The sequence below is a fragment of the Rahnella laticis genome, assembly GCF_015644585.1.
Classification (GTDB): domain Bacteria; phylum Pseudomonadota; class Gammaproteobacteria; order Enterobacterales; family Enterobacteriaceae; genus Rahnella; species Rahnella laticis.
In genome coordinates, this window is sequence record NZ_JADOBI010000001.1 from 349578 (window position 1) to 372940 (window position 23363).

The 23363-nt window shown below is 50.7% G+C and carries 39 protein-coding genes; 12 read left to right on the plus strand and 27 right to left on the minus strand.

Going from position 1 to position 23363, the window contains the following annotated elements:
- Positions 1–13: 13 nt before the first annotated feature.
- A complete protein-coding gene (puuR, locus tag IV433_RS01385; protein WP_195812747.1) occupies positions 14–571 on the minus strand; it encodes an HTH-type transcriptional regulator PuuR in 558 nt (185 codons plus the stop codon).
- Positions 572–575: 4 nt separating this feature from the next.
- Positions 576–1379, minus strand: coding sequence for a gamma-glutamyl-gamma-aminobutyrate hydrolase (gene puuD, locus IV433_RS01390; RefSeq protein ID WP_195812746.1), 804 nt, complete (start codon positions 1377–1379; stop codon positions 576–578).
- Between the two features lie 349 nt (positions 1380–1728).
- Here puuD and IV433_RS01395 point away from each other — a divergent pair, with 349 nt between their 5' ends.
- From IV433_RS01395 to IV433_RS01405, 3 genes are all read left to right on the plus strand, one after another.
- Positions 1729–3153, plus strand: a complete 1425-nt coding sequence (locus IV433_RS01395; RefSeq protein WP_195812965.1) for a glutamine synthetase family protein — start codon at positions 1729–1731, stop codon at positions 3151–3153.
- 480 nt (positions 3154–3633) lie between these two features.
- Positions 3634–5010, plus strand: coding sequence for an APC family permease (locus tag IV433_RS01400; RefSeq protein WP_195812745.1), 1377 nt, complete (start codon positions 3634–3636; stop codon positions 5008–5010).
- Complete coding sequence (locus tag IV433_RS01405; protein WP_195812744.1) at positions 5011–5613, plus strand: hypothetical protein; 603 nt, start codon at positions 5011–5013, stop codon at positions 5611–5613. It abuts the gene before it with no gap.
- Between the two features lie 75 nt (positions 5614–5688).
- On the opposite strand, the gene sbcB is transcribed toward IV433_RS01405, so the two are convergent.
- The gene (sbcB, locus tag IV433_RS01410; protein WP_195812743.1) at positions 5689–7119 is read right to left on the minus strand and encodes an exodeoxyribonuclease I; all 1431 of its coding nucleotides are present in this window, start codon (positions 7117–7119) and stop codon (positions 5689–5691) included.
- 179 nt (positions 7120–7298) lie between these two features.
- On the opposite strand from sbcB, the gene IV433_RS01415 reads away from it, so the two are divergent.
- Positions 7299–8480: a tyrosine-type recombinase/integrase gene (locus IV433_RS01415; protein WP_195812742.1), complete on the plus strand. Its 1182-nt coding sequence runs from the start codon at positions 7299–7301 to the stop codon at positions 8478–8480.
- 400 nt (positions 8481–8880) lie between these two features.
- Here the strand turns inward: IV433_RS01415 and IV433_RS01420 are convergent, their stop codons facing one another.
- The 24 genes from IV433_RS01420 to IV433_RS01535 form a co-directional block, all read right to left on the minus strand.
- Positions 8881–9177, minus strand: a complete 297-nt coding sequence (locus tag IV433_RS01420) for a hypothetical protein (RefSeq protein WP_195812741.1) — start codon at positions 9175–9177, stop codon at positions 8881–8883.
- Between the two features lie 10 nt (positions 9178–9187).
- Positions 9188–9439: a hypothetical protein gene (locus IV433_RS01425; RefSeq protein WP_195812740.1), complete on the minus strand. Its 252-nt coding sequence runs from the start codon at positions 9437–9439 to the stop codon at positions 9188–9190.
- A complete protein-coding gene (locus IV433_RS01430) occupies positions 9436–9645 on the minus strand; it encodes a hypothetical protein (RefSeq protein ID WP_195812739.1) in 210 nt (69 codons plus the stop codon). Before IV433_RS01430 ends, IV433_RS01425 begins: the two co-directional genes overlap by 4 nt.
- On the minus strand, positions 9646–9900 hold the full coding sequence (locus tag IV433_RS01435) for a DUF3850 domain-containing protein (RefSeq protein WP_195812738.1): 255 nt from the start codon (positions 9898–9900) through the stop codon (positions 9646–9648).
- 40 nt (positions 9901–9940) lie between these two features.
- Positions 9941–10141, minus strand: coding sequence for a hypothetical protein (locus IV433_RS01440; protein ID WP_195812737.1), 201 nt, complete (start codon positions 10139–10141; stop codon positions 9941–9943).
- Between the two features lie 59 nt (positions 10142–10200).
- A complete protein-coding gene (locus IV433_RS01445; protein ID WP_195822783.1) occupies positions 10201–10353 on the minus strand; it encodes a hypothetical protein in 153 nt (50 codons plus the stop codon).
- A 134-nt stretch (positions 10354–10487) separates the two neighbouring features.
- A complete protein-coding gene (locus IV433_RS01450; protein WP_195812736.1) occupies positions 10488–11048 on the minus strand; it encodes a hypothetical protein in 561 nt (186 codons plus the stop codon).
- Entirely contained in the window at positions 11041–11298 is a 258-nt protein-coding gene (locus IV433_RS01455) for a hypothetical protein (RefSeq protein WP_195812735.1), read from the minus strand. Before IV433_RS01455 ends, IV433_RS01450 begins: the two co-directional genes overlap by 8 nt.
- Positions 11291–11539: a DNA translocase FtsK gene (locus IV433_RS01460; RefSeq protein WP_195812734.1), complete on the minus strand. Its 249-nt coding sequence runs from the start codon at positions 11537–11539 to the stop codon at positions 11291–11293. Before IV433_RS01460 ends, IV433_RS01455 begins: the two co-directional genes overlap by 8 nt.
- A complete protein-coding gene (locus tag IV433_RS01465) occupies positions 11536–12060 on the minus strand; it encodes an HNH endonuclease (RefSeq protein ID WP_195812733.1) in 525 nt (174 codons plus the stop codon). Before IV433_RS01465 ends, IV433_RS01460 begins: the two co-directional genes overlap by 4 nt.
- Positions 12057–12380 (minus strand): hypothetical protein, encoded by a 324-nt coding sequence (locus tag IV433_RS01470; RefSeq protein ID WP_195812732.1) that lies wholly within the window; start codon positions 12378–12380, stop codon positions 12057–12059. The genes IV433_RS01465 and IV433_RS01470 overlap by 4 nt, the downstream gene beginning before the upstream one ends.
- 21 nt (positions 12381–12401) lie before the next feature.
- On the minus strand, positions 12402–12698 hold the full coding sequence (locus tag IV433_RS01475) for a hypothetical protein (RefSeq protein ID WP_195812731.1): 297 nt from the start codon (positions 12696–12698) through the stop codon (positions 12402–12404).
- 2 nt (positions 12699–12700) lie between these two features.
- On the minus strand, positions 12701–13381 hold the full coding sequence (locus IV433_RS01480) for a YqaJ viral recombinase family protein (RefSeq protein WP_195812730.1): 681 nt from the start codon (positions 13379–13381) through the stop codon (positions 12701–12703).
- Positions 13378–14307: a recombinase RecT gene (locus IV433_RS01485; RefSeq protein WP_195812729.1), complete on the minus strand. Its 930-nt coding sequence runs from the start codon at positions 14305–14307 to the stop codon at positions 13378–13380. Before IV433_RS01485 ends, IV433_RS01480 begins: the two co-directional genes overlap by 4 nt.
- Positions 14304–14579: a hypothetical protein gene (locus IV433_RS01490; RefSeq protein WP_195812728.1), complete on the minus strand. Its 276-nt coding sequence runs from the start codon at positions 14577–14579 to the stop codon at positions 14304–14306. The genes IV433_RS01485 and IV433_RS01490 overlap by 4 nt, the downstream gene beginning before the upstream one ends.
- Complete coding sequence (locus IV433_RS01495; protein ID WP_195812727.1) at positions 14576–14779, minus strand: hypothetical protein; 204 nt, start codon at positions 14777–14779, stop codon at positions 14576–14578. Before IV433_RS01495 ends, IV433_RS01490 begins: the two co-directional genes overlap by 4 nt.
- 121 nt (positions 14780–14900) lie before the next feature.
- Positions 14901–15041, minus strand: a complete 141-nt coding sequence (locus IV433_RS01500; RefSeq protein WP_195812726.1) for a protease FtsH-inhibitory lysogeny factor CIII — start codon at positions 15039–15041, stop codon at positions 14901–14903.
- A 20-nt stretch (positions 15042–15061) separates the two neighbouring features.
- On the minus strand, positions 15062–16063 hold the full coding sequence (locus tag IV433_RS01505; protein ID WP_195812725.1) for a coiled-coil domain-containing protein: 1002 nt from the start codon (positions 16061–16063) through the stop codon (positions 15062–15064).
- 125 nt (positions 16064–16188) lie between these two features.
- Entirely contained in the window at positions 16189–16353 is a 165-nt protein-coding gene (locus IV433_RS01510; protein ID WP_195812724.1) for a hypothetical protein, read from the minus strand.
- A gap of 184 nt (positions 16354–16537) precedes the next feature.
- Positions 16538–16858: a hypothetical protein gene (locus IV433_RS01515; RefSeq protein ID WP_195812723.1), complete on the minus strand. Its 321-nt coding sequence runs from the start codon at positions 16856–16858 to the stop codon at positions 16538–16540.
- A gap of 40 nt (positions 16859–16898) precedes the next feature.
- The gene (locus tag IV433_RS01520; protein ID WP_195812722.1) at positions 16899–17384 is read right to left on the minus strand and encodes a hypothetical protein; all 486 of its coding nucleotides are present in this window, start codon (positions 17382–17384) and stop codon (positions 16899–16901) included.
- A gap of 41 nt (positions 17385–17425) precedes the next feature.
- Positions 17426–17737: a regulator gene (locus IV433_RS01525; RefSeq protein ID WP_195812721.1), complete on the minus strand. Its 312-nt coding sequence runs from the start codon at positions 17735–17737 to the stop codon at positions 17426–17428.
- A 67-nt stretch (positions 17738–17804) separates the two neighbouring features.
- A complete protein-coding gene (locus IV433_RS01530; protein ID WP_195812720.1) occupies positions 17805–18098 on the minus strand; it encodes a hypothetical protein in 294 nt (97 codons plus the stop codon).
- A gap of 502 nt (positions 18099–18600) precedes the next feature.
- Positions 18601–19281, minus strand: a complete 681-nt coding sequence (locus IV433_RS01535) for an XRE family transcriptional regulator (RefSeq protein WP_195812719.1) — start codon at positions 19279–19281, stop codon at positions 18601–18603.
- 109 nt (positions 19282–19390) lie between these two features.
- On the opposite strand from IV433_RS01535, the gene IV433_RS01540 reads away from it, so the two are divergent.
- The 8 genes from IV433_RS01540 to IV433_RS01575 all read left to right on the plus strand — a co-directional run bounded on the left by IV433_RS01540 (position 19391) and on the right by IV433_RS01575 (position 23325).
- Positions 19391–19615, plus strand: a complete 225-nt coding sequence (locus IV433_RS01540; RefSeq protein ID WP_195812718.1) for a helix-turn-helix domain-containing protein — start codon at positions 19391–19393, stop codon at positions 19613–19615.
- Between the two features lie 116 nt (positions 19616–19731).
- Positions 19732–20010 (plus strand): CII family transcriptional regulator, encoded by a 279-nt coding sequence (locus tag IV433_RS01545; protein WP_195812717.1) that lies wholly within the window; start codon positions 19732–19734, stop codon positions 20008–20010.
- A gap of 32 nt (positions 20011–20042) precedes the next feature.
- Positions 20043–20870, plus strand: coding sequence for a ParB/RepB/Spo0J family partition protein (locus IV433_RS01550; RefSeq protein ID WP_195812716.1), 828 nt, complete (start codon positions 20043–20045; stop codon positions 20868–20870).
- The gene (locus IV433_RS01555; protein ID WP_195812715.1) at positions 20867–21793 is read left to right on the plus strand and encodes a replication protein; all 927 of its coding nucleotides are present in this window, start codon (positions 20867–20869) and stop codon (positions 21791–21793) included. Before IV433_RS01550 ends, IV433_RS01555 begins: the two co-directional genes overlap by 4 nt.
- Entirely contained in the window at positions 21790–22494 is a 705-nt protein-coding gene (locus IV433_RS01560) for a replication protein P (RefSeq protein WP_195812714.1), read from the plus strand. Before IV433_RS01555 ends, IV433_RS01560 begins: the two co-directional genes overlap by 4 nt.
- The gene (locus tag IV433_RS01565; protein WP_195812713.1) at positions 22491–22664 is read left to right on the plus strand and encodes a hypothetical protein; all 174 of its coding nucleotides are present in this window, start codon (positions 22491–22493) and stop codon (positions 22662–22664) included. Before IV433_RS01560 ends, IV433_RS01565 begins: the two co-directional genes overlap by 4 nt.
- Positions 22664–23011 carry a hypothetical protein gene (locus IV433_RS01570; protein ID WP_195812712.1) on the plus strand — a complete coding sequence of 116 codons (348 nt, stop codon included), beginning with the start codon at positions 22664–22666 and terminating at the stop codon, positions 23009–23011. The genes IV433_RS01565 and IV433_RS01570 overlap by 1 nt, the downstream gene beginning before the upstream one ends.
- Positions 23011–23325 (plus strand): hypothetical protein, encoded by a 315-nt coding sequence (locus tag IV433_RS01575; protein WP_195812711.1) that lies wholly within the window; start codon positions 23011–23013, stop codon positions 23323–23325. The genes IV433_RS01570 and IV433_RS01575 overlap by 1 nt, the downstream gene beginning before the upstream one ends.
- The last annotated feature ends 38 nt before the right edge of the window (positions 23326–23363 follow it).

The following is a 23363-nucleotide window of genomic DNA, read 5'->3' on the forward strand; positions in this document are numbered from 1 at the left end:
AGAACGCTGACAACTAGAAGGTATTAGGGGTATGTGCGCTGACTATCCTGCAAATCCGCGTCGAAATATTACTGAAACTGTGAGGGTTCGCGGTGTTAATGGCATAGCTTTGGCCTGCCCGCAGCGGGTAGCTCTGACCGTTGATGGTTAAGATGATTTCTCCTTCGAGCAGGGTGCCGACTTCCTCTCCCTGATGTTTAATTTTGTCGCCCGTTGTGCTGCCGGGTTGATAGGTTTCCAGCAGCATGGCGACCGCGTGGTTTGGCGTGCCGTTATGCACCATTCGCATGGAAACACCCCGGCTGCCGATCTCAATCAAATCTGCCGCATTAATGACGATTCTCGGTTCGTCACTTTTGCGCTCTTCGGCGAAAAACTCCGATAACGACAGCCCGTAAACCCGCAATAACTTTTGCAACGTACTGACGGCGGGGCTGACTTTGTCCTGTTCGATGGTACTGATGGCGCTGTGCGTCAGGCCAGACAACTCGGCGGCTTTACGTTGTGACATGCCCAGTTGCTGACGAATTTCAGAAAGCCGGCGACCAGGCGCCAGACTGACTTCGCTCATCCCTTTATTCCTCTTGTGCGCTCCGGGCCTGATGGCCTTTGCGACACGCCGCGATAAAAGCGTTAAACAGCTGACGGGAAACGGGATCCGTCAGGCTGTGCCATTCCGGATGCCACTGCACACCCAATGCAAACGGGTGACCGCGGACACTCACGGCTTCCACCAGATTGTCCGGCGCACGGGCTTCGACAGCCAGTTCTGCGCCCAGACGATTCGCTCCCTGGCCGTGCAGGGAATTCACCTGAAACTGCTGATAGTCGGGTAATAATTCTGAAAGTAAGCCGCCCGGTTCGATAAACACCGGATGCGCAGGATCGTACTGCGCGTCATGCGGCAACGACGTGTCTTCGCGGTGATCCATAAAGCCGGGTTCTTCCTGCACCTTGCGGTACAAACTGCCGCCGGTCGCGACCACCAGCTCCTGCAAACCACGGCACGCGGCAAACAGCGGAATTTTTTTATCCAGCGTGGCGCGGATAAGCTGCAAACTCAGACGGTCGCGGCCCGGATCGGCCAGCGCTTCGACGCCTTCTTCACCGTACTGATGCGGCTCAATATTGCTCGGGCTGCCGGTGAGGAAAATGCCGTCCAGACCGCGCAGGATCTGGTCTATCGCCCCGTCGCGTGCCGCCAGTTCGTGTGGCAGGCAAACGGGCAGGGCGTCGGCGTTAAAAATAGCGTCCAGATACTTCTCGTGGACGGTGAGCGCCGGGTTTTCATCCACCGTGTTTTCGCACATCACAACCCCAATGACCGGTCTGTAGCTTGTCTGTTTTCCTGCGGATGCCGTGGAAAATATATTGCCCATAATACCGCCTCTTTGAGTTGATGAATGTGTCGCCAGCGCGTGCCTCCCCGCACGCAAAGGGTCGTTATCTGTCAATAATAATGAACTCCTGTTGAACAATTTAGCAGCGCACTGATGGCTTTTCAAACTGATATGTTGCGTGATTGTAGGTGTTGCAAATAATTAATGTTACAGCTAGGGTTAATCATATGGCCTATATTTTGAGCACGCCCGTGAGGATCCCGACTAATGAGAAGACTGCGTTGAACAGCACAATGAAACGGTAACGCATAACCGGCAGGCATCATGGTGGTGCCATTGACGCCGGAAACCAGCAAATGGCGGAAAACCTATGCAAACGACTGAACTGATGAACGATATTAAGAAAGAGATTAGCGAGAATGAGCCCCTTGCTAAGCCGGTGGAAGAGCGAAGTAGCGCGTTCCAGGATGAAGTGTCTCAATACCTGGAGCGTCACCCGCTTACCCTGCACGTCGACGTCCTGCTCACCGATCTCAATGGTTCCTTCCGCGGCAAACGCATTCCTGTCTCCGCCCTGCGCAAACTCGAAAAAGGCTGTTATTTCCCGGCATCGGTCTTCGCCATGGACATTCTCGGTAATGTCGTGGAAGAAGCTGGTTTAGGCCAGGAACTGGGCGAACCCGACCGCACCTGTATTCCCGTTCCCGGCACGTTAACGCCTTCGGCTTCCGACCCCGAACACATCGGCCAGCTGCTTCTCACCATGCTTGACGAAGATGGCACTCCCTTTAACGTTGAACCACGCAATGTGCTGAACCATATCTGGCAAACATTGCGCCAGCGGGGCTTATTCCCGGTGGTAGCGGTAGAGCTGGAGTTCTATCTGCTCGACAGGCAGCGGGACGCGGAAGGCTATATTCAGCCGCCGTGTACGCCCGGCACGCAGGAGCGCAGCCTGCATACGCAGGTTTATTCCGTCGATAATCTGGATCACTTTGCCGATGTGCTCAGTGATATTGACCGTCTGGCGCACATCCAGGGTTTACCGGCGGATGGCGCGGTGGCGGAGTCCTCTCCGGGACAATTCGAAATCAATTTGCACCACAGCGAAAATATTCTGCGCGCCTGTGACCATGCCCTGATGCTCAAACGTCTGGTGCGGCTGGTGGCGGAAAATCATGAAATGGACGCCACTTTTATGGCGAAGCCGTATGACGAATATGCGGGCAGCGGGATGCACATTCATCTCAGCGTGCTCGATGACAACGGCAAAAACCTGTTCGCCGATGCGAACGGTAAAGATTCCGCGCTGATGAAACGTTCGCTCGCCGGGATGATTGCCCTGATGCCCGCGTCGATGGCCGTTTTAGCGCCCAACGTGAATGCTTTCCGCCGCTTCCAGTCGGGCATGTATGTTCCGACGCAGGCGTCGTGGGGGCACAATAACCGCACTGTCGCACTGCGCGTGCCGTGCAGCGGAACCGCCGATCATCGTGTGGAATACCGCGTGGCCGGCGCTGATGCCAACCCGTATTTAGTGGTCGCTACCGTACTGGCCGGGATGCTCTACGGGCTGGATAACGATCTGGCGCTGCCCGAACCGGTGACCGGAAACGGTCTGGAGCAGGAAGGGATCCCGCTGCCAATCCGCCAGAGCGATGCGTTGTATGATTTTGATGACCAGCCAGCGCTGAAGAAAATCCTCGGTGAACGTTTCTCGCAGGTCTATCACGCCTGTAAATCTGACGAACTGTTGCAGTTCGAACGGCGCGTGACAGAAACAGAGATCGACTGGATGCTCAAAAACGCCTGATCCCCATCATCCCAGGCGTTGTACCGGCACTGGCCGGGCAAGATGTTTAAAATCGGAAAAGATTTTGTAACTCACCGCCTCTGAATGTTGTCATTTATGCGTGATTTGTGCAAAATACGCAGCACTGCAGATAACCGACGCTTAAAGGCGCCGGTTATTTTTTTTGTATGTGCAGTACCCAAACTAATTCAACAGAGGCCGGACCCAGATCCGGATAGATAACAAGGTTCGTGTGCGACCCCAAATTAACAACGGTCGCCACTATGAGGAAATGTAACATGGGGCAATACTTCAAACCTGTACCGGTGCCCGCCGGTGCTTCTTTCAGCTGCGGCCAAATTCGCACAGCCTTCACCTCCGTCATCAGCGATGTGAAGATCACCCCCCCGTTTACTGGTAATAACTCACGAAGTTTTCCCTGTACGTTGCTTTCAGAGGCGTTTAAACGCCCGGTGTCTGCAATTCAGGGAGGACTGAGCCATGTCTGCTAAACCTTCTGCCGCTCCGGCGACTCAGCGCGTACAACTGCGTAAAACCCTGACGCTGGTCCAGGTTGTGATGATGGGTCTAGCCTATCTGCAACCGATGACCATCTTCGATACGTTCGGCATTGTGTCCGGCCTGACCGATGGTCACGTCGCGACGGCGTACATCTTTGCGCTGATCGCCGTGCTGTTTACCGCCGTCAGCTACGGCAAACTGGTGCAGCGTTTCCCGTCTGCCGGTTCTGCTTACACTTACGCGCAAAAAGCCATCAGCCCGCACGTCGGCTTTATGGTCGGGTGGTCATCATTGCTGGACTACCTGTTCATGCCGATGATCAACATCCTGCTGGCAAAAATTTACCTGGAAGCCATCTTCCCGGGTGTCCCGTCGTGGATCTTCGTGACCGCGCTGGTCGCGATGATGACCGCGTTCAACCTGCGTGGCATCAAAGTGGTGGCTAACCTCAACAGCATTATTGTTGTGGTTCAGGTCGCGATCATGGTGGTCTTCCTGGGGCTGCTGGTCCGTGGCGTTTACATGGGCGAGGGCATGGGCACACTGGCGACAACGAAACCGTTCTTCAGTGAAAACGCGCATGTGGTGCCGATGATTACCGGTGCGACCATCCTGTGCTTCTCGTTCCTCGGCTTCGACGGCATCAGCTCGTTGTCTGAAGAAACGCCAAACGCGGGTAAAGTCATCCCGAAAGCGATTTTCCTGACCGCACTGATTGGCGGCGTGATCTTCGTGGTGGTGTCGTACTTCCTGCAACTGTACTTCCCGGACATCTCGCGCTTTAAAGATCCGGACGCTTCACAGCCTGAAATCATGTTGTACGTGGCCGGTAAATTCTTCCAGTCCGTCATCCTGTGCTTCAGCTGCGTCACCGTTCTGGCATCCGGCATGGCCGCGCACGCGGGCGTTTCCCGTCTGCTGTACGTGATGGGCCGCGACGGCGTATTCCCGGAGAAAGTGTTCGGTTACGTGCATCCGAAATGGCGCACCCCGACGTTCAACGTTCTGCTGGTCGGTGTTGTGGCGATGTCTGCTGTGACCTTTGATCTGGTGACCGCCACGGCGCTGATTAACTTCGGTGCATTAGTGGCCTTTACCTTCGTGAACCTGTCGGTGATTTCCCAGTTCTACATCCGTGAGAAGCGTAACCGTACGCTGAAAGACCACATCAACTATCTGGTCCTGCCGGTGATCGGTGCGCTGACCGTCGGTGCGCTGTGGCTGAACCTCGAAGCCAGTTCGATGACGCTCGGTCTGGTGTGGGGCGCGATTGGCCTGGGGTATCTGGCGTTTATCACCAATGCGTTTCGTAAGCAGCCGCCGCAGATGAGCGGGGAGATAGCGCCGGAAGCTTGATTGCAGGAGGCCGCTGTAAATTGGCGGCTTAAAAATAAAATTCAAAGTCGTGGGCGTCGGCCCACACCGCAAAACCTTGGGCTCGCCGCCCAAACTGGCCCAAAGGGCGCGTTAACGCGCGCGCCCTCTGGACACCCGCGCTTTTTAACTGCGCGCTATCGCTCGCTGGCTATTTTCCAGCGGCTCCGGAAAATGCCGCAAAATCCCGCCGCTGCGCGGTTCCTTCCAGTCGGATTACAAACCGCGCGAAAAAATACGCGGTTTTCCACCTCTCCTTTCAGCGTGATTTTTGAAAGCGGCCAGAGGCTTTTTAGTTCACAACCTCGCCATGACATTCATAATTTTGAAAAACAAAGAAGCCTCAAAATCGATTCTTTCAAAGTTGAGATGGCGCGCTCAGAAATTTTGCTGACCGAGGGTTCGAGACCGCAAGGCTCGAAGCCCTCGAGGAAGGAACCGCGCAGCGGCAATATTTCGCGCCATACGCAGGAGGAACAGAACATGTCCGTCGTCCCAGCGGTAGCGCGTGTTGGAAAAAAGCGTGGGAGATCAAAGAGGGAGGCGCTTTCCTCCCTCTTTGGCGGTTTCGGCGCAGCGCGTTAAGTGATCACTGCTATTGAGAAACCGAAACTTTCTCGGTCAGTGTTGAAAAGCCGCCGTTGCAGCGGCCTCCTGCAATTAAGAAACCAATTTCTTCCCGTATTCAAACAGCGCCCCGAGAAGCGCTATTTTCTCAGAATCACCCTCATACAAGTTATAGAGCGATTCAAGCTCTAAAATGTACGCCTGAACACGCTCATCGGTGAGCTTCGTCTGGCGATGCTGGATCCAGCGCTTTTGCTCGGCGTCGGTCAGCGTTGCGGGGTAATTGCGTGCGCGGAAGCGGAACAACAGCGGTTCGATGCGCGAATCATTAAACGTCAGATCCAGTGCCGGAAGGTTTTCCGGGCGTGTCTCAAGGATAATCCGCATTGCGGCGCGATCGGCGTCGCTGAAGAAACCGTCGTACAGACGGGCATCGACATCGTCGGAAGCGGTGAACGGCTCGGCTTCGGCAAACATCGTCACCACTTTTTCACGCACCTGCGGGTTCTGGCGCAATATCTGAAGATTCTCCAGACAGCGCTGGCGGTCAATGCCCAGACGTTCGGCGTTTTCCGGCAACAACGTTTTGGCCGGAGCCAGCACCGGACATTTATTGATGTGAACCAGTTTGACCGGCAGCGGAGATTGCCCGGCCTGCAAACTGTCGCGGCGACTGTACAGGCGCTCACGCATCTGGTCGGGGTCGAGATCTAACAGCGTGGACATATCGCCCGCCAGATCGCACATGATCACGGCGTTTTTGTTTTCAGGATGCCAGGCCAGCGGCGCGACCCACGCGGTATTGCCGCGCGCAGCACCAAACATGCCGGAGACATGCACCAGCGTCGCCATCGCCGGAATATCAATCAGCGTATTGAGTTTGTGTTTGCTGCGGTGTTCGAGCAGGAAACTGAACAGACGCGGTTGCGCCTGTTTAACCAGTTTTGCCATCGCAATCGTGGCGTAAACGTCGGCCATCGCGTCGTGGGCATTTTCATGTTCGATGCCATTAGCTTTGGTCAGATGTTCAAGACGAAAACTCGGGAAACCGTCGTCGTTTTCCGGCCAGTTGATGCCTTCCGGGCGCAGCGCGTAACAGGCACGCATCACATCCAGCAAATCCCAGCGGGAATTACCGTTCTGCCAGCTGTAGGCGTACGGGTCGTAAAAGTTGCGATAAAGGATATTACGGCTGACTTCGTCGTCGAAACGGATGTTGTTGTAGCCCACAATACAGGTGCCCGGCACGCTAAACGCTTTATGGATTTGCGCGGTGAACTCCGCTTCGATCACGCCACGTTCCAGCGCAATCTGCGGAGTAATTCCGGTGATCATCACCGCTTCCGGTTCTGGCAGATAATCATCAGAAGGGCGGCAATAAATCACTAACGGTTCTTCGATGATATTGAAATCTTCGTCAGTTCTCACCCCGGCAAACTGCGCCGGGCGGTCCAGCGCCGGATTTTTACCGAATGTCTCGTAATCATGAAAGTAGAAAGTAGGTTGTACTGGTTTGTCTGACATTGCTTTATTGCGCCTATATTCGTATGTATTTGTCTATTCAAACCAACGTGTTAACTACATTCTTTGTCTTATTTCGTCCTATCCTGTCTTATAAATCCCAAATAAAACTAAGCTAGTCCAGTTGATCAATGGTACACATTGGGTACAAAATTCATTTTTCTCTGTGTACAGAATATATCATGGCTCTCAGCGATACTAAATTACGTTCACTTCATGGCAAGCCGTACACAGGGAGCCCAGAGCTTTCTGATGGTGACGGGCTTGGTGTAAGAATATCACCTCTCGGCGCTATGGCCTTCCAGTTTCGATATCGCTGGGAGGGTAAGGCTCAGCGCATATCTCTTGGCAAGTATCCCGCAATGGGACTGAAAGATGCCAGAGCCCTTGTTGGCGAACTCCGCCTGTTATACGACAAGGGAATAAATCCCCGCACTCACTTTGACACAAAACATGCTTCATCCGATCTGACAGTCGGCGATTGCCTGGAGCATTGGATGAATGGTTATGTACGCACTCAGTTGCGTACAAACACCATTAATCTGTACGAGGCAGTTGTGGTAAAGCACATGAAAGATTCGTTTAAAGGCCGCTCGGTAAGTTCAATCTCCGTTAAAGATTGGATCGGCTTCTTCGGCGCTCAAGAAAAGGAAGGCCAGAAGCGTGCACGCATGATGTTTATTCAGGCTAAGTCGGCGTTTAGTTGGTGCCTGCGTCGTCAGTTGATAGACAGATGCGAGATGATGCGCATTGAGCCCAAGGACGTTGGTCAGCGGTCTGAGACTGGCGAGCGCGTTCTGACATTTAACGAGTTGGCCCAAATCTGGATCGCCATCGAGAAAACCCGTGCATCACCCGCCAACAAATATCTTCACCAGCTCGTCATGCTGTGGGGGTGTCGTCTGTCTGAGCTTCGCCTGTCGCTCAAGCAGGAGTTCGACCTGACGGATCTGATTTGGACTGTGCCGAAAGAACATAGCAAGATGGGAAATATTATTCGCAGGCCTATTTTCTCACAAGCTCAGCCCATAATAGAAAGATTAATGGATGCATATGACAACGTTATGTTCCCCGGGCATGACATTAATCAGCCGATCAGCATAGCCGCTGCCAACCGGTACATTGGTCGTATTCGAGATGAAATGGATGGGATGGGTTACTGGAGGGCGCACGACTTCCGACGCACCGTTGTTACCAGATTGTCGGAAGAAGGCGTAGCCCCACACGTCACTGAGAAGATGATGGGGCATGATTTGGGTGGAGTGATGGCAGTTTATAACAAACACGATTGGCTGGATGAGCAGAGGCGGGGATATGAAATCTTTGCTGATAAGCTGCTCTGGCACATTAAGAATGTGAAGTGAGTTCATGCAGCCTTAGGCTCTGAGCGCCGGATTACCCATGCCTCTACCGCCGATTTAAGGTAGAGGGTTGGGTGGGTCTTAATGGGGTGAGGGAAGCCGCTATCACGCTCGTAGCGATAAAGCGTGTCACGAGATTTAACCTGTAAAAAATCCATTACTTCTTCTTTCGTCATTACGTTCATGCTTACCTCTGCTATTTACCCTCCGCCACTCTCTTTACCCAACAAGCAAGCCACATCCATACCCGTTTGCGATATTTAGCAGGGCAGAATGGATAAGCGGTAGGTGAGTGTTTATCGAGAAGTTGGCGGTAGGTGAGTTGGTTTGTTTTACTGCGGCGTTCGGTGAGTATTTGTTTGGCTATTGCCCGGGATGCAATCTCTTGCTCGGGAGTCATGGGCTACTCCATCTTGCGATAACCTGCGTCGTAAAGAGCTGTCATGAGGTCGTAGGGTTGATAAGAGTCAGGCATTTCACTTTCGATGGATAACATCTTCTCAATTTCAGAATCCTTTATTTTCTCTCTGTTCTCGGCAGCAATCTCACCAAGCAACTCAGCACATTTAATGCAGATATTTTTGTCTTCGGGTACGGTTATTAGGTGAGAGGGGGCGCAGGATTCTTTGCAGAGACAGCAGAGTGTTTTTGGGTCTGGTTCATACTTGGAGAATTCATAATTTGTTGTCGATATGCTCATGTTGATTCCCTTAATCAAAGAACCTGATGGTTGAGCCTTTCATCCACGCAGAGCAGACGACGCCGCTTACTTGCTTACCAGCCGGTGAAGTTGCATTGAACTCAGTAGCGTAATCGTCACCCTTAGCGCATCCTGCCCACGAGTAACCACCGATGTGAATATTGGTGAATCCGTTATCAGATAACACTTTTGCCGCCCGTTCCGGGTCAGTACATCCGGCCAGAGCAAAGCAAATCACAGCCATCCCGATAATCTTTTTCATGCTGCATATCTCCGCTGTGCTTTCTGTCTCTTCTCAAGCTCGTAATCATCCCTGCATCCTGAATCACAGAAGTTACCCCGTAATAGTGGATGCTCGCAGTAGTGACACTTGCCGGTAAATTTGAGGAAATCGCGTGAACGGTTGAGAAGGGCAATCTCGCGCTCCAGTTCTTCTAATGCTGCTGCGTTATCAATTTCATCGGCCATTTATGCCACCTCATAAAGTTTGGCGGGAACCATGCTCAGCATCACGTAGCCGGGCGCGGCAAAATCTACCGGGGTGACACAAGTCACTTCCCGCATAACAAAACTTCCTGTGTATTCACCATCAGAAAACTCACGCAAATGAAGCAGGTCACCGACTTGGTAGCCCCGGTCATTCTTGCGGAGTTCCGCTGTTTTCTTCCCTGAATGGACTGGGTGAAAGTGCTCGGGTGCGATTTTCAAATCGTGAGTTTTCATGGCTTTCTCCAGATATAAAAATACCGCTCAAGGCGGCTGGTTAATTCATGGATTTGTAGAGCTTAGGGCTGTCTGTCGTGGCTTCACGAAGCTGTCTGATATCAGTCCGGCGCGGGAATGATTCGCCATCCCACAATATGATTGCTTCAGTTAAAAGGTCATCAATGGGGACGATATCCATAACGGTGCCCACGGCTTTACCTGACTTCATTGTTACCAATGAGCCGTTTGTGATTGGCATGGGGATACCTCATGTAGCAGGCAATAAAAAACCGCGTTAAGCGGCTATTTGTTTGATGGTTATTTCCACCACAGCTCAATGCAGAGATGGCCTAACCATAAAGAACGCATCGGGCCATCATTCCAGAAGTAGAAGTATTTCCAGTTGCTCTTCTTCTGCCAAGAAACTGCCAGCCACCATCCACCGTTTGGGCTAGGTATTGGGATTTTCATCACTCACCTTCCTTATCGAAACTTGGATGGAAAATTAACTAATACCAAGAAGCCAGCAACTGCGCAGATAACGCCACCAATTCCAGCCAGGATTATCAGCGCCCAAACAAGAATTGTTCCAATGAAAGCTATCATCACTCACCATCCTTCACGATGCCGCCTGCGGCCCCGATTGCTGCTTTAACATCATTCACACGGTAGACCTCTATCGCCCGATGGCTCTCATTAAATCCGGCTCGATACAACGCGCTGAGTATTTCAGGCAGCACTACCGGCTTTTGCGGGTTGGTGAATAGCGGCACTCGATAAACTCCAACGGGAGCACCCCAAATGTGTCCCTCATGGCCGCCCTTGATAGCTGCCAATGAACCAGAGTCTGTGAAAGCAACCGGCACCTGATCGCCTTTCAGCTCTGCAATTTCCTCCTGAGCCGCCAGAAATTTACGTTCCGCTGCTTTCTCGCGATGCAATGCTTTGTGCAACTCTTCCTCTGAACCAGCAGCCCGCTGGCGTTCTGATTCGAGCTGGTCTCGCAGTGAAATTAGCTCATCGATTATCAACTGAGCACCACGCATAGCCTCGTAGTTTTCCTTATCATCTACCGTATCATAACCTTCCTCAAATCCGCTGAGGATGCTCTTAACTTCTTGAAGGCGCTCATTGCTCAGCGCCTTGATATCTGTTGTATCAGTCATGAGGTTGCTCCTCGAATTTTGCCATCAATCGCTGAGATACTGTTTCTCTTGCTGGAGGCTCATTATCAGCAATGATCTCGATGATAACTTGTCGAACAAACCCAATGGCCTCACCTTCGTTGTTAGCCTCTATTTCCAGGCGGCGAGCTAACTCGGTAACAAAGTAATCATCCTTGCCGATGATCTGGCCTAGAACTGCATGTAATGGCATATCATTGCCTGCATATCTAACGTAGTGTCGTTTATTCATGAGGTTGCTCCTTCACTAATACCTTCCGAACACCTTTGAAGTCATGCGGACTAACAATGCCTTCTTCCTCCATGCTCTTGATTAGCCGCGCCGCTCTGCCATATCCAATTTTGAATTCCCTTTCTAGGAAGCTGATATTTGGGTTCCCACTCTCGATAACCCGACTTTCTGCCTGCGGATAAAGCTCATCTCGGCAAGCGGGACATGTGCAATATTCATCTTGATCGCAAATCGTCTTCATCCCTTCCTCCCAGCGCGCAGATTGGCGGCGAACTCGCCATGTAGTTTTTCCTCAGCCTCAGAATATGCATTCCCTGCGTCTTCTTTCGTGGCAAAAAGGCCAAGATGATATCTCTCATTATTTGCCTGTATGTTAGCCTGCCACTTTCCCGCTAATTTGTTGTAACAGACGCCTTTAATTCCACTTGTATTGGCCTTTGTGCGTAGGACATTCATTTGATTTTCACACCGACTTACTAAGCGAAGATTCGATATTCTGTTATCTATTCTGTCGCCATTCACATGATCTATCTCTGTGTCGGGAAGAAATCCATAACACCAAAGCCATGCCATTCTGTGGGCTAGGACTTTTCTGTTAGAAATGTTCATCATGATGTATCCATTGGCATGCAACCCTCCAGCCGGAGAGCCTATGGCAACGCCACCCTTCGATGACGCCCTGATAAACAGCCCCGTCTTTTCGTCATAAGTGACTGAGGATACCAACTGCTCGTATGTCACATTGTTTACCGGCTTTTTCATAACCCACCCCGAATAGCACGCTCAGCCACCAGGGCATCACGCTCAGCCACCAGCCCGCTCACATACTCAATGACCAGCTTGCTGTGTGCGCCTTCACCTTTGATGCCGAAAGCGTTGATGATGTTTTGCTCGGAGATTGTTTTGGCTGAGAGTTGCTGGTTGAGGCTGGCGATGTCTTCTTTTTGTTGCTTGAGAAGGAGAAGCACACCGACCAGGGAGCTTTGCTGCATTGGTCTGCCGCCATATACATAGCCTGAGAGAATAGAAATTAAGTTCTCTTCAGGCGTAACTAATCCGTACACGCTTTTATCTGTGCTCATGATGTGTTCCTTGAAAGAGGGTTAGGCTGCTCTGGCGTGAATTCTGATGTTGTAGCGCTTAGTGGCTACTGCACGTAGAGAGCGGCCTGTAATGAGGGATATTTCTTTATCTGAATGAGAGCTGAATAGGGCGGTGTGCTCTGGAGTCCATGACTGCCATCCTTTGGCAGAGAAGAGGGTGATACCGAGATACATGGCTTTGTTTTTAACTGAGCCTTGAGTCCTTTCAAGTTTCTCAGCCACCTCTTTAAGCGTCATGGTTCCGGCTACTTCTGCGAGGAAATCCAGTTCGTATCGCTCCCAAGGTTGCTGTGACATGGCTACCTCCATTGCTCTCCGAACTCGAAGCCAATCTCTGCCAGTGCTTCATCCATTTTACTGATGAACTCGGGCACCATTTCGTCGAATTCATCCATGAACTTCTGGTCACGCTCGACAACTACGTGATGCAGGCCTTCACGCTTCATGCGCGGGTCGTAGTTTGCGAAGTACCAGGCATCCTTTCCTGTGACCCATAGGCTGTACTGAATCTGTGCCATGTACTCGGCTTTGATAGCGTCGAAACCGCCGAGCCGGAATTTCATGAATACCGCACTGGTGTACGGGCTTTTCAATTCCAGACCTTTCCCGTCACTACAATCACCATCAGGTGAGCAGGCACAGCGAAGAGTTTCGTCTTTGAAGATGATCGGCACATCGGTAACTTTCACGTCCGTTGTGAACTCAAACAGCGACCTTGCTGATGCTTCGTATTCTTTCCCCCATGCCAGAGGCTTTGCATTTACCTCAACCACATTCCCTGTGCAAACCTCGCCTAAAAGCGTGTAGAAATAGGTGAGTTTGGTATCTGTCCATTTGGTACCGCTGCGAGGCTTTGAGATGACTTTTCCTGCTTCCGAGGCCGTGATGACGCCGAGCCGAAGTTTGAGCCAATCTATGCTTCCCTGCTGTGTGGTGCGGACGTCAATCCCTGTCCGCTGCAAGATGATTTCAGGTGTCATGCGGCTGCCTTCTTCTTAAGAAAATCTACCGTCTTCAATGCTTCTGGCTCGGTGAGTTGTTCAGGGGAGGTGATAGGGCGCTTGAATATCTGTGAGCAAATAGGGAGCAAGTCTGCATCCCATGTTTTGTCCATTTGCAGGAGCAAGTCATTAATCGCCTGAATGGTGTCGTCGCTGGAAGGCGAAATATCCTTTTCCTGTCCGCGTTCCTGGCTAAAGTTGATGCCTTCGCCGCCTTCGGTATTCACGTAATCAACAGCTGCATCCAGACGCTCACGGCGAGGCCAGTATTTGGTGGCCTGCTTCACGACTGTCTTCAAGATCATCTGCTCTTCATCAGTGACCCAAGGGCAGCGCTTGGTGTTATCAGAGAGATATTTCTTCCATGCTTCTGACCGGTCGCGAATTGAGAAAATATATTCTGCTCGCATGGTGTGCGTCAGGTAGTCGCCTTCATCTGTCTTAACTACCGTGTAAGCGCCTACCACTTCGCCGCGCTGCTCAATGGTGTCGAATTCATTGAATTCATGCGTTGGCGGGCGGTCAATGCTGGTACGCATGAAGCGGTCGTTCTTCCTGACTATCGCTGATTGGCACCATTTGATAGCTCCTGACTGCTGAGCAATATGCATCAGACCCATATAGCTGATGTCCAGACATATAGCGCCTTTCCGTGGCACTAAATACGCGAGCTTTTGAGCCGGGTTTAGAGAAATGCCAATCGCTGCAACGTTCATTATCGCGCTGCGGGTCGATACGCCATTTTTGGCTGCCACGCCTGCCAGATAGTCATTGTTTGCGAATATCTGCATGGCAAACTCTGACTCACGTTTAAAGGTCAGGCTCGGCTCAGAACACACCTGCTCGAAATCTAACTTCAGCGGGTTGATGATGTCGTGAACCTGATTTACCAGAAGCTGGTTCATGCTGCGCTCTCCATTTTTGATATTCTTCCGTGTGCTTCATGGCTGCTGATTGCATCAATGAACTTTGCGTACTCGTCCTGAGCCCATTCATTGTCCAGAGCGTGAATCTGCTGTGCGGTGAGTTTCGATTTGTCGGTAAATTCCAGAGGCGTTTCGGGGTAGGTTTCTGCAATCTTCATCGTGCGCTGGCGAAGGTTTTCTTCCACCCGTTCGATTGCAGCATCCAAATCTTCATGCTGGTCTCTGATGTAGTCGTAGCTGCTGTGTCTCATGCTGCATCCTCCCGTCTCATCACCACCAAATGGCCGCGAGACTCCATATATTCGCGAATGTTTTCCTCATCCATGAAGGACAACATTTCTTTGTCTGGTAGCGTGTAGTGCAGTTCAGCACCTTCAACTTCAAGCTTGATTCCGCACCCCAAGGTGCCGCCGGAAACCTTCACGGCGGCGCATTCAAAAGTGATATTCATACGAGCCCCTTACTCTTGCAGAACGCCCGAGCCATCAACTTGTAGCCGAGCGGGTTATTCGGGAATGACTGTTCGCTGCCGTCTATGAGGATGTGCAGCAGGGTGCCGATGATTTGAAATCTCATAGCGGGTTACCCGGTTGGTTTAAGATTTCAATGAAGCGCTTTGCAGCGTTCTTCGCGTTACGGCAGATACGGTCGAGAAGTGATTCGGTGTTTTGGGTGACGCCCACGGTGACGCCACCCGCGAATGCATAGTTCATCGTGGGTTACTCCGGTTTAATTAGTAGGTGATTGCGATTGCTGAGACTTGGCCTTTGGCAATGGCTTTGACGCATTGCACAGCACATTCTTCAGTGATGCCGGCAGCGACTAAATCAGCCACGGCCTGTTGATTGATAGCGCGTTTATGTTCGACGCTTGCAGCGCGGGCAGCGGCTTCCTCAGCGATGCGCTTCTCTTCTGCCAGGCGAGCATCTTCTTTCTGCTTGGCTTTGAGTTGCTCAGCTGCGATAGCTTCCTGCTTCTCGCGTTCTGCTTGCTGTGCTGCTGCTAACCGGTCGGCTTCAGCCTTGTTTGCTGCATCGATACGGTCTTGTTCGGCCTTCTTCTCAGCAGCAATTAGGTTGGCTTCAGCCAGCGCCGCCTGTGCTTTCAGGTCGGCTTCGCGTTGTATCGCCGCTTCACGTTCACGCTGCGCAGTTGCCGCGGCTTCACGCTGCGCTTGCTCGACTGCCTGCCGCTTTAACTCTTCTTCATGAGCAATGCGCTGGCGTTCTGCTTCTGCTTTAGCGTCGGCGGCATCTCGGTCGTGCTGGGTATTCATCAGCACCGCCAGTTCGTGATCAGCTTCGAAGCGTTCAATGCGTGCTTGGTCAAATGCTTCGTTGTCGGCCAGTGCCTGTTCGTGCCATTCCTGCATCTGTTTTTCGGCAGCTAGCTTTTCTTGCTCTGCCTCCCACTCAGTCAGCGGCAGGCGAACCTTGTCACGCAACGTGTCGCATTCAGTAATGAATCGGCGTAACTCAGCTTCAATAATTTTTGGCTGCTCTTTAATTTTCTTAAGCAACTCGCGCCCAGGCTTTTCAATAGCCGTTTTGCTGCGTGAAACAGAGGCTGAAAGTGAAGCTATTCGTGCTCGACCTTTAGCAGTGCTTAAATCTGGGACTTCATTCACTGAACTACGGATTTGGTCAAGAAAGCCATCAAGGCCATTTGCTACGTAGAGCGCCGGAGCCTGTTCCGGTTTAATCTCGATAACGGATAATTCGGTTGTTTCGCTCACGGCGATCTCCTTATTCGGGGCAAAAAAATGGCCCCCAGATTTGGAGGCCGAATAGCTACACAGCTTTAGTTGATAAGGGGCGCTTATCATGCTGAGCACTCAGTGAATGCGCAGCAGGAAGTGGCTCAGTCTTTCAGAAACTCTTCGGTTTTCACTACGCATTCACTCATAAACAACTCTGCGTCAGTGCTGGTAACTACGGCTGAATGATGTGGGTGAACATTTTCAGCAAGCCACTGAATCAAAGGCTTTGCTGCAACTTCGAAGCTTTCATATTGTTCTTTGGTCATGGTCAACTTCCTCAATTTCAGGTTTCAAACGATAAGCCGCATATTGCTCATGGTTCATGCGCAACTTATTTCGTGTGCCTATCTCTTTAATGACGTATTCGTACTGGTTAGCCATCCTCAAGACGAGAAAGTGCTCACCGGTTAAAGTGTTTGTTAATCGCATGGGGATGACTCCGGTGGGGGGTTAGTAGAATCCGTCTGGAAGGTCAGTGGCTTCTTGCAGTTGCTTGATTTTATTTTTCAGGGTCTGTATCTGCTTTTCATTTTTGTCAATGTCTGGCTGAAGCTTTTCCCTAATAAATTCAGCCATTGCGTCAGGGTAATTATCATAAAATTTGCAGACTGAAGGTCGCTCGGGCATTGCGTATGAGCCATAGCGCTTAATTTGAATCTGTGGTGCTGTAACTTTCTCTACAGTCCCTTTGTAGAACTCAGGAAACTGAACGCCCAGCTTGACGACATACACCACATCGTCAGGCTTAAATTGTGAAATCGGCTTACTCATATCGGTAGTCTCAGTTAGTTATGTGATGCGGAGTGGGGGGTTAGACTGGCAGGTTTTCAGGAACTTCAGGTTTTTCAAACTCAGACCATGCCAAAAGCACCCATTCAGGCTGATTATCTGTCCAATTGTTTGTGGTTTGATATTTCCCATCAGCACCCAACTTGAACTCCTCGTAATACATTCGGCCTTCTTCTGGGTACTGGTTGTAATAGCCAGTGAACCCGATGAATTCACCGTCTTCGTTAGTCCAGTAATCAAGCCCGCTCGGAGTCCCTTCTGGGAAATCCCCATTTTCCTCAAAGTAAGCCAACTCATCATCGGTGACTTCTGCATACACGTAATTCAATTCAACAACGCGACGATTAACCTTCTTCACTGTAGCAATGCGCTTGGCCTTACCATCACCTCCTAACTCGCCAAACCTCATGTCGTATTGGTACATATCAACAACAGCCCAAATCTTCACGTCTTCGCCGCGAGTTACTACCGGTAATTCGGAAGGTTTTTTCCAGATTATTTCTTTCATCTCTCACCTCATAGTGCAGTTACTGTTTGAACTTGTAAGGTTTACTTACAGGTTGGGAATGGCTCGCGGGGCTTGTATTTGAACTCTCTCCAGCCGTCTGAGAGGATTACTTCGTCGTAGCTTTCTCGCTTGTCTGCCAACTCAATTTCTACAGCAAGCGCGTGAAGGTCATGACTCCATTTTATTAGTGTCATTGCGCGGAAATCCAAGTCAGCCTTTCGCTTGCCATTCTGTTTTGGGCTGAACCCATCCGTGCTTTTATCGCGGATATCGTGGTATTTCTTGAGTTCGCGCCGTACGCCCTTCAGGGCGGAAATCATCCGATCTATTTTTTCAATATCGACTCGTAACATTCTCTCAACCCCTCATAACGTGATATGGATGCTCGTATTTATCGCTGCGATGACCGGCTGCGACGGTTTAAATCAGTGGAATGCTTTTGCCGCGAATCTTCTGGCGAGCGTTTATGAGTTGCCCAAACGGGTTCTTCACATTGTTGTGCTGCTTGGCTACCCATTCTTTCTGCTGCTTAGGCAAGCGAAGAGAAGCTTTGTAGTCGGTCAGGCTTAATGCTTTTGCTACCCGACTAGAACCTCCTGCAAGCGCCGTGGCGACGTTTTTGGAAAGAGCCAGTTCACTGTTCGCCTCAGCTGCTTTCGCTGCGTTGTGAGCCGTCATGCGACGTGCGTTATACCTTTGCTTTGAGTTCATCATGTGTTCCTCGGTAAGTGCTTGGGTGATGTGGTGGCCGGTGCTGATCTCCGGCTTGTCTATGCGACTTGCTAGTTGACACCGGGGTTTCACCGGGGCGAAGGTTTCGCATGTCGTTTATTGGGTCGGTGCTGGATTAGCAACGCGCTTACTCAACCGATTACATCCAGCGATATCTACCACCCATCAGGTCTTACACTTGCGCATCAGCCTGCGCATTCACCACATCCCGAAGCACTTTCCTTCGGTCTCCTGAGTTCAGGAGAAATCATATTGTTAAAGAAGCAGTCGGACTTCCTGTCCAACACGGCTGATAGTTCCTTCTGCCGTATCGATGTTTCGTTTCGATGGAATAACTGTACAGGCAAAACTGTATTGAGTAAACAGTCAAAACTGTAAAAAGTGGCTGTAAATCTGTATTTGCTTGTTTTTGCATGAATTAAAGTTTTCTCCAGACGTAAAAAAACCCGCCGGAGCGGGTTTGATGTTTAGCAATTGGTGATTGTTATCTGATAGTTACGCCATACCAGAACACTGCACCGACAACTCTAATCTTATTACTGTCTTCACCGAGATAAATTTCGTCAGGATATTCGTCAGTATTGAACGAACGAAGGCGAATCCCACCACCTGGCAACCGATACATCATCTTGACGCGTGCCATTCCTTCGTGATCGAGAGCGTATATCTTGCCGTCCTTGATTTCAGTGCTTCCTGTATTGATCGCGACAGTAGCGCCGTCCGGCAATACCGGCTCCATGCTATTACCCCAAACTGACATGCAGGCCGCCTCTTCAGGCTTAACGCCTAGCTTCTTGAGGCTACGCAGCGAGAACTTCAACTTCTTCCCATCACAGTCCAGTTCAACCACTCGTCCGTCACCCGCAGCAAGTTGTGCCTCTTTAAAGAAAGGAAGATAGACATCATCGTCTTCATCTTCGCTGTCTTCTTCCCAGAGCGAAATCCCTTCAAGCTGCGTGGCATTTGATTCTTGCTGACCGGTCTTCAACCAATGTGCAGAACACTTAAGCGCCTGAGCTAGCTCAAAAATCTTACGAGGGTTTTTCGTCTCTCCGTTTTCGATACTAGCAATAGATTGCTGCTTAATTCCAACCTTATCGGCAAGTTCTGTTTGTGTGATGCCTAGTACATCGCGCCTTTCTTTAACCCGATCGGCAAGGCTCATGACCTTCTCCTGATGAATAAATAAACCGACCAAATTCTCACAGCAAATACTGTATTTGACAAACAGGTCTTCCTGTAGAACAATACAGATAAAACTGTAGGAGAACGGAATGGATACAAGTAAAACCATCTCCCAGCGTGCAAAACAGCGTCGCTCAGAACTTGGACTGACCCAAGCTGAAGTCGCAGAGCAAGCCGGGATTGCACAACAGTCGTATCAGCAGCTCGAAGCTGGAGAAACAAAGCGCCCGCGCAATCTCCTTGAAATCGCAAGTGCTTTGAAATGTACAGCTCAGTGGTTGATGTACGGAACTACCTCTAAAAAAGCAGCATAGAACAACCGCTCTTTAAACAATTTGGCCGCTCTCTGAACTCAGGAGCAAAACCTAAGTGGCAACTCCACGGAGTAGTCACGCAAACACACAACTAACCAACAACGGAAGTATGTCGTATGGAACACGCAACCCAAAGCAAGAAAGCGATGCAAATCGAAACGAAGTTACTGAATAAGTTAGCAATGATTGGGCAGAACAACTTCGCCAAAGCCATGAAGGTTCCCGAGTACACGGTGAGCCGCTGGAAGGCCGGTTTGTTTAAGCAGGTGAGCATGATGCTTGCTGTGCTGGAGTATGGAGTAGAGGACGAGGATTTAGCGAGACTGGCAAAAACGGTAGCGCAGATGCTTACAAAAGAAAAAGCCCCAAGCTGCGTCAACAGCTTTGAGGCCTAAGCGAATTACTGGATCAATTCACAGGAGTAATTATGTCATCCCTTTCCCTTTTGTACAAATCGAAAGATAAAAACGGTACCGAGACGACGGTAAAGAAAACGTTTCTGGTTCCGCTGAGTGAGCTGTATGTCGAGCCGGGCTTTAACGTCCGGGATATCGACCAAGCGCACGTTGAAGAATTCCGTGATGCGTTTGTCGACGGTGAATACCTACCTCCTCTGGCTGTTCAAGTGACACAGCAGGGCATCAAGATTATCGACGGCCATCACCGCTATTACGGCGCGAAGCTGGCTACTGAATCCGGGCATGAAATCCCTCGCCTTGAGTGCAAAGACTTTGTAGGCAGTGAAGCCGATCGCATTGCCTTCATGGTCACCAGTTCTCAGGGTAAGCCACTGGCACCACTTGAACGCGCAGCTGCTTATCAACGCCTCAGCAACCAAGGATGGGAATCAGCGGAGATCGCCAAGAAGGTAAAGCGTTCTGTTGCTGATGTTGAGCATCACCTGGCACTGCTGGAAGTAGGTGATGGCCTGATTGAAATGGTGAAGTCTGGCGAGGTTGCAGCGACCACCGCTGTCGCTCTCTCACGTGAGCATGGCGTGAATGCTTCATCAGTCGCAGCCGGTCAGATGGTGAAGGCTAAAGCGGCTGGCAAAACGAAGCTCACGCGTTCTGATGCTATTCCGTTGTTCAGCGCGTTGAAGGCTCGCCGCTTGGTTGAGCTTCTTTGTGACTCAAAAATTACGAGTGTTATCGACGGTAAGTTTCTCTCGATTGCTGATGAAGCAAGCGAAGAAATAGAACGGATCATTGCCGACTATCGCAGTGGAATTAAATCTGGCACGGAGGCCTCATGAATCTTGCATATGACGAAAACGTAATACCAATAAGGCCTCCACTGGAGGTCGTGGAGCAGCGTGTGGCCGATACAGACGATGGATTCACCCGTCTGGCAAACGAGCTGTACGAGGAGCTTATCGGCGCAAACCTGACGAGGAATCAGGCCAAGGTAGCTCATGCCGTTTGTCGGAAAACATATGGCTTCAACAAGAAGATGGATCGGATTGCTGATAGCCAGATAGCTCTGTTAACCAGATTGCCCCGGCAAAAAGTTAACAAGGCTAAAAATGAGTTATTAATCATGAAGGTTTTGCTCAGGGACGGGCAACTAATAGGGCCAAATAAAGCCTTATCAGAATGGCAAATTCCAGAGTGTCACTTAAACAATGTCAGTGTCACTACCGTAGTGACAAAAGATGTCACTAAAACGGTGACAGAGGTGTCACTACCTCAGGGACACACAAAAGACACTAATACAAAACACAAGAAAGACATTAAAAAACCTCCCTCAAAGAATTCTCGCGAATTCCGTGAGAAGGCAGTCGAATCATTTCTTGCTAAGCATCCTGAGGCGATCGGCGGAATTTACACACCATCAGGTGAGCAGTGGGGAACGGCGAATGACCTGATCGCCGCCAAGTGGATTTTCTCAGCTGTCCTGACTGTTAGTCCTACTGCCAAAGAGCCTAACTGGACGGCATGGGCAAACACAATCCGGCTGATGAGACTACAGGACAACCGTACTCACAAAGAAATCTGCTCACTCTTCAAGTGGGCGAACAAAAATACTTTCTGGTCTTCAAACGTTTTATCCCCTGCAAAGCTGCGTGAAAAGTGGGACACGCTGGCTGCCAAATCCATCCAGAAACAATCAACGCCTGCCGGACGTGGAAGCATTGACTTCGACAATCAGGACTGGGCTGAAGGGCTTCAGATATGAAAAATATTATGACCGCAATTCAGCAGCGCGACGGAGTAGCTCTGCAACGTATGGCAGGGAGTGTTGATCAAGCCAATCCAGCCGCAATATCTGAGCAGGCAATCAAGTTATTCAACGAGTTGTTCCGTCAGCTTACAGCGGCGTTCCCGGCTGCGATGGCAAATATCAAATCTCAGGAGGATTTGAACGAGCTTCGGCGTCAATGGGTACTGGCATTTTCGGAGAACGGAATTAACAACGTTTTTCAGGTAAACGCTGGAATGGCTATCGCTCGCAAGCAGGAGTCACCTTATCTGCCTTCCCCTGGTCAATTCATCGCATGGTGCAAACAGGGCGCTCTCAAGGCCGCTGGCCTGCCTGACGAAGATGAGCTTTACGTGATGACCATGACCTACTCCCGCCGCCGTGGTGGCTACGTCAGTGCAGAAGCCTATCCGTGGACGAGTTCAGCCGCTTACTGGATGGTGACCAACCTGTGTGATCACATGCGTCATGAGAACTGGTCAGAGGCTCAACTCCGAAAGGGTTGTGGTACTGAGCTGAAACTGATGGCTAAGCGTATCGAATCAGGGGAGAAGATTCCCGCGCCGGTCGCACGCATTCCACAGATGAGCGTCAAGAGCGCGATGAGCAAAGGCGATGGTTTGCGCAAATGCGCAGAACTCCGCGAGAAGCTCGGACTCAAGAAGGCTAACCCATGATTATCACACCAGACGACTACACCGTAATAGCCGGCTACGCAGCTGATGACTACGACTGGTTACAGGACATAAGCACACCAGCCAAGCGAGCCAACATGCTTGAATTCAGCGAGAAGGTTGCTGAGATATTCGTGCAGATGTGTGCCGGGCAAGTGAAAGGGGAATTCTGATGAGCAACGAATTAGCAATGAAAGTTATTCAATGGCAAGCAGACGGTAGCGTGGGAATTAGTTCAGCGACAATGGCTTCTATAGCGCTTGGTTTGAAAAAGCCATTTTACGGCAGCTACTTCAGTCCGCCTAGTGACCCATCTGACTTAACTCGCTGCATGAAGCTTGTGAAGGCCATTCCAGAGATACGCGATCACTTCCCAGTCATAGCAGAAATATGCCCTAATTTTGCGCCAATCCTCGCTCATTGGGACGAGCTAATTTCCATGGTCAAACGTGAATGGGCGGCAGGGGATAGCGCACCGGAAACCTATGCACGAATGAAGCAACTACTGGGAGAGGGGTAATGGACACTAAGGCAACATTTGACAGAGAAGCGTTTGAAAAGTCAGCAGCAGAGCTAACTGGCTATAAGCCTGAATTCATTCTTAGCCAGAGAGCCGGCGATGACTATGAGTTTGGATCTGGCTTGAATGCATATTGGCATTTCTGGAAAGAATCCCGCGCGGCAATCGAAATTGAGTTTCCTGAAGAGAAGCCATACAAGCACAACAGTTACCCGGAGGCCAGGGCGCAAGACGATGGATTTAATGATGCACTGTCTGAATGCAGCGCAATCATCACCTCCCACGGAATCATAATTAAGGGGAAGACGGAATGAAGACTCACATGAGGTCAATATTCACTGAAAACGGCATG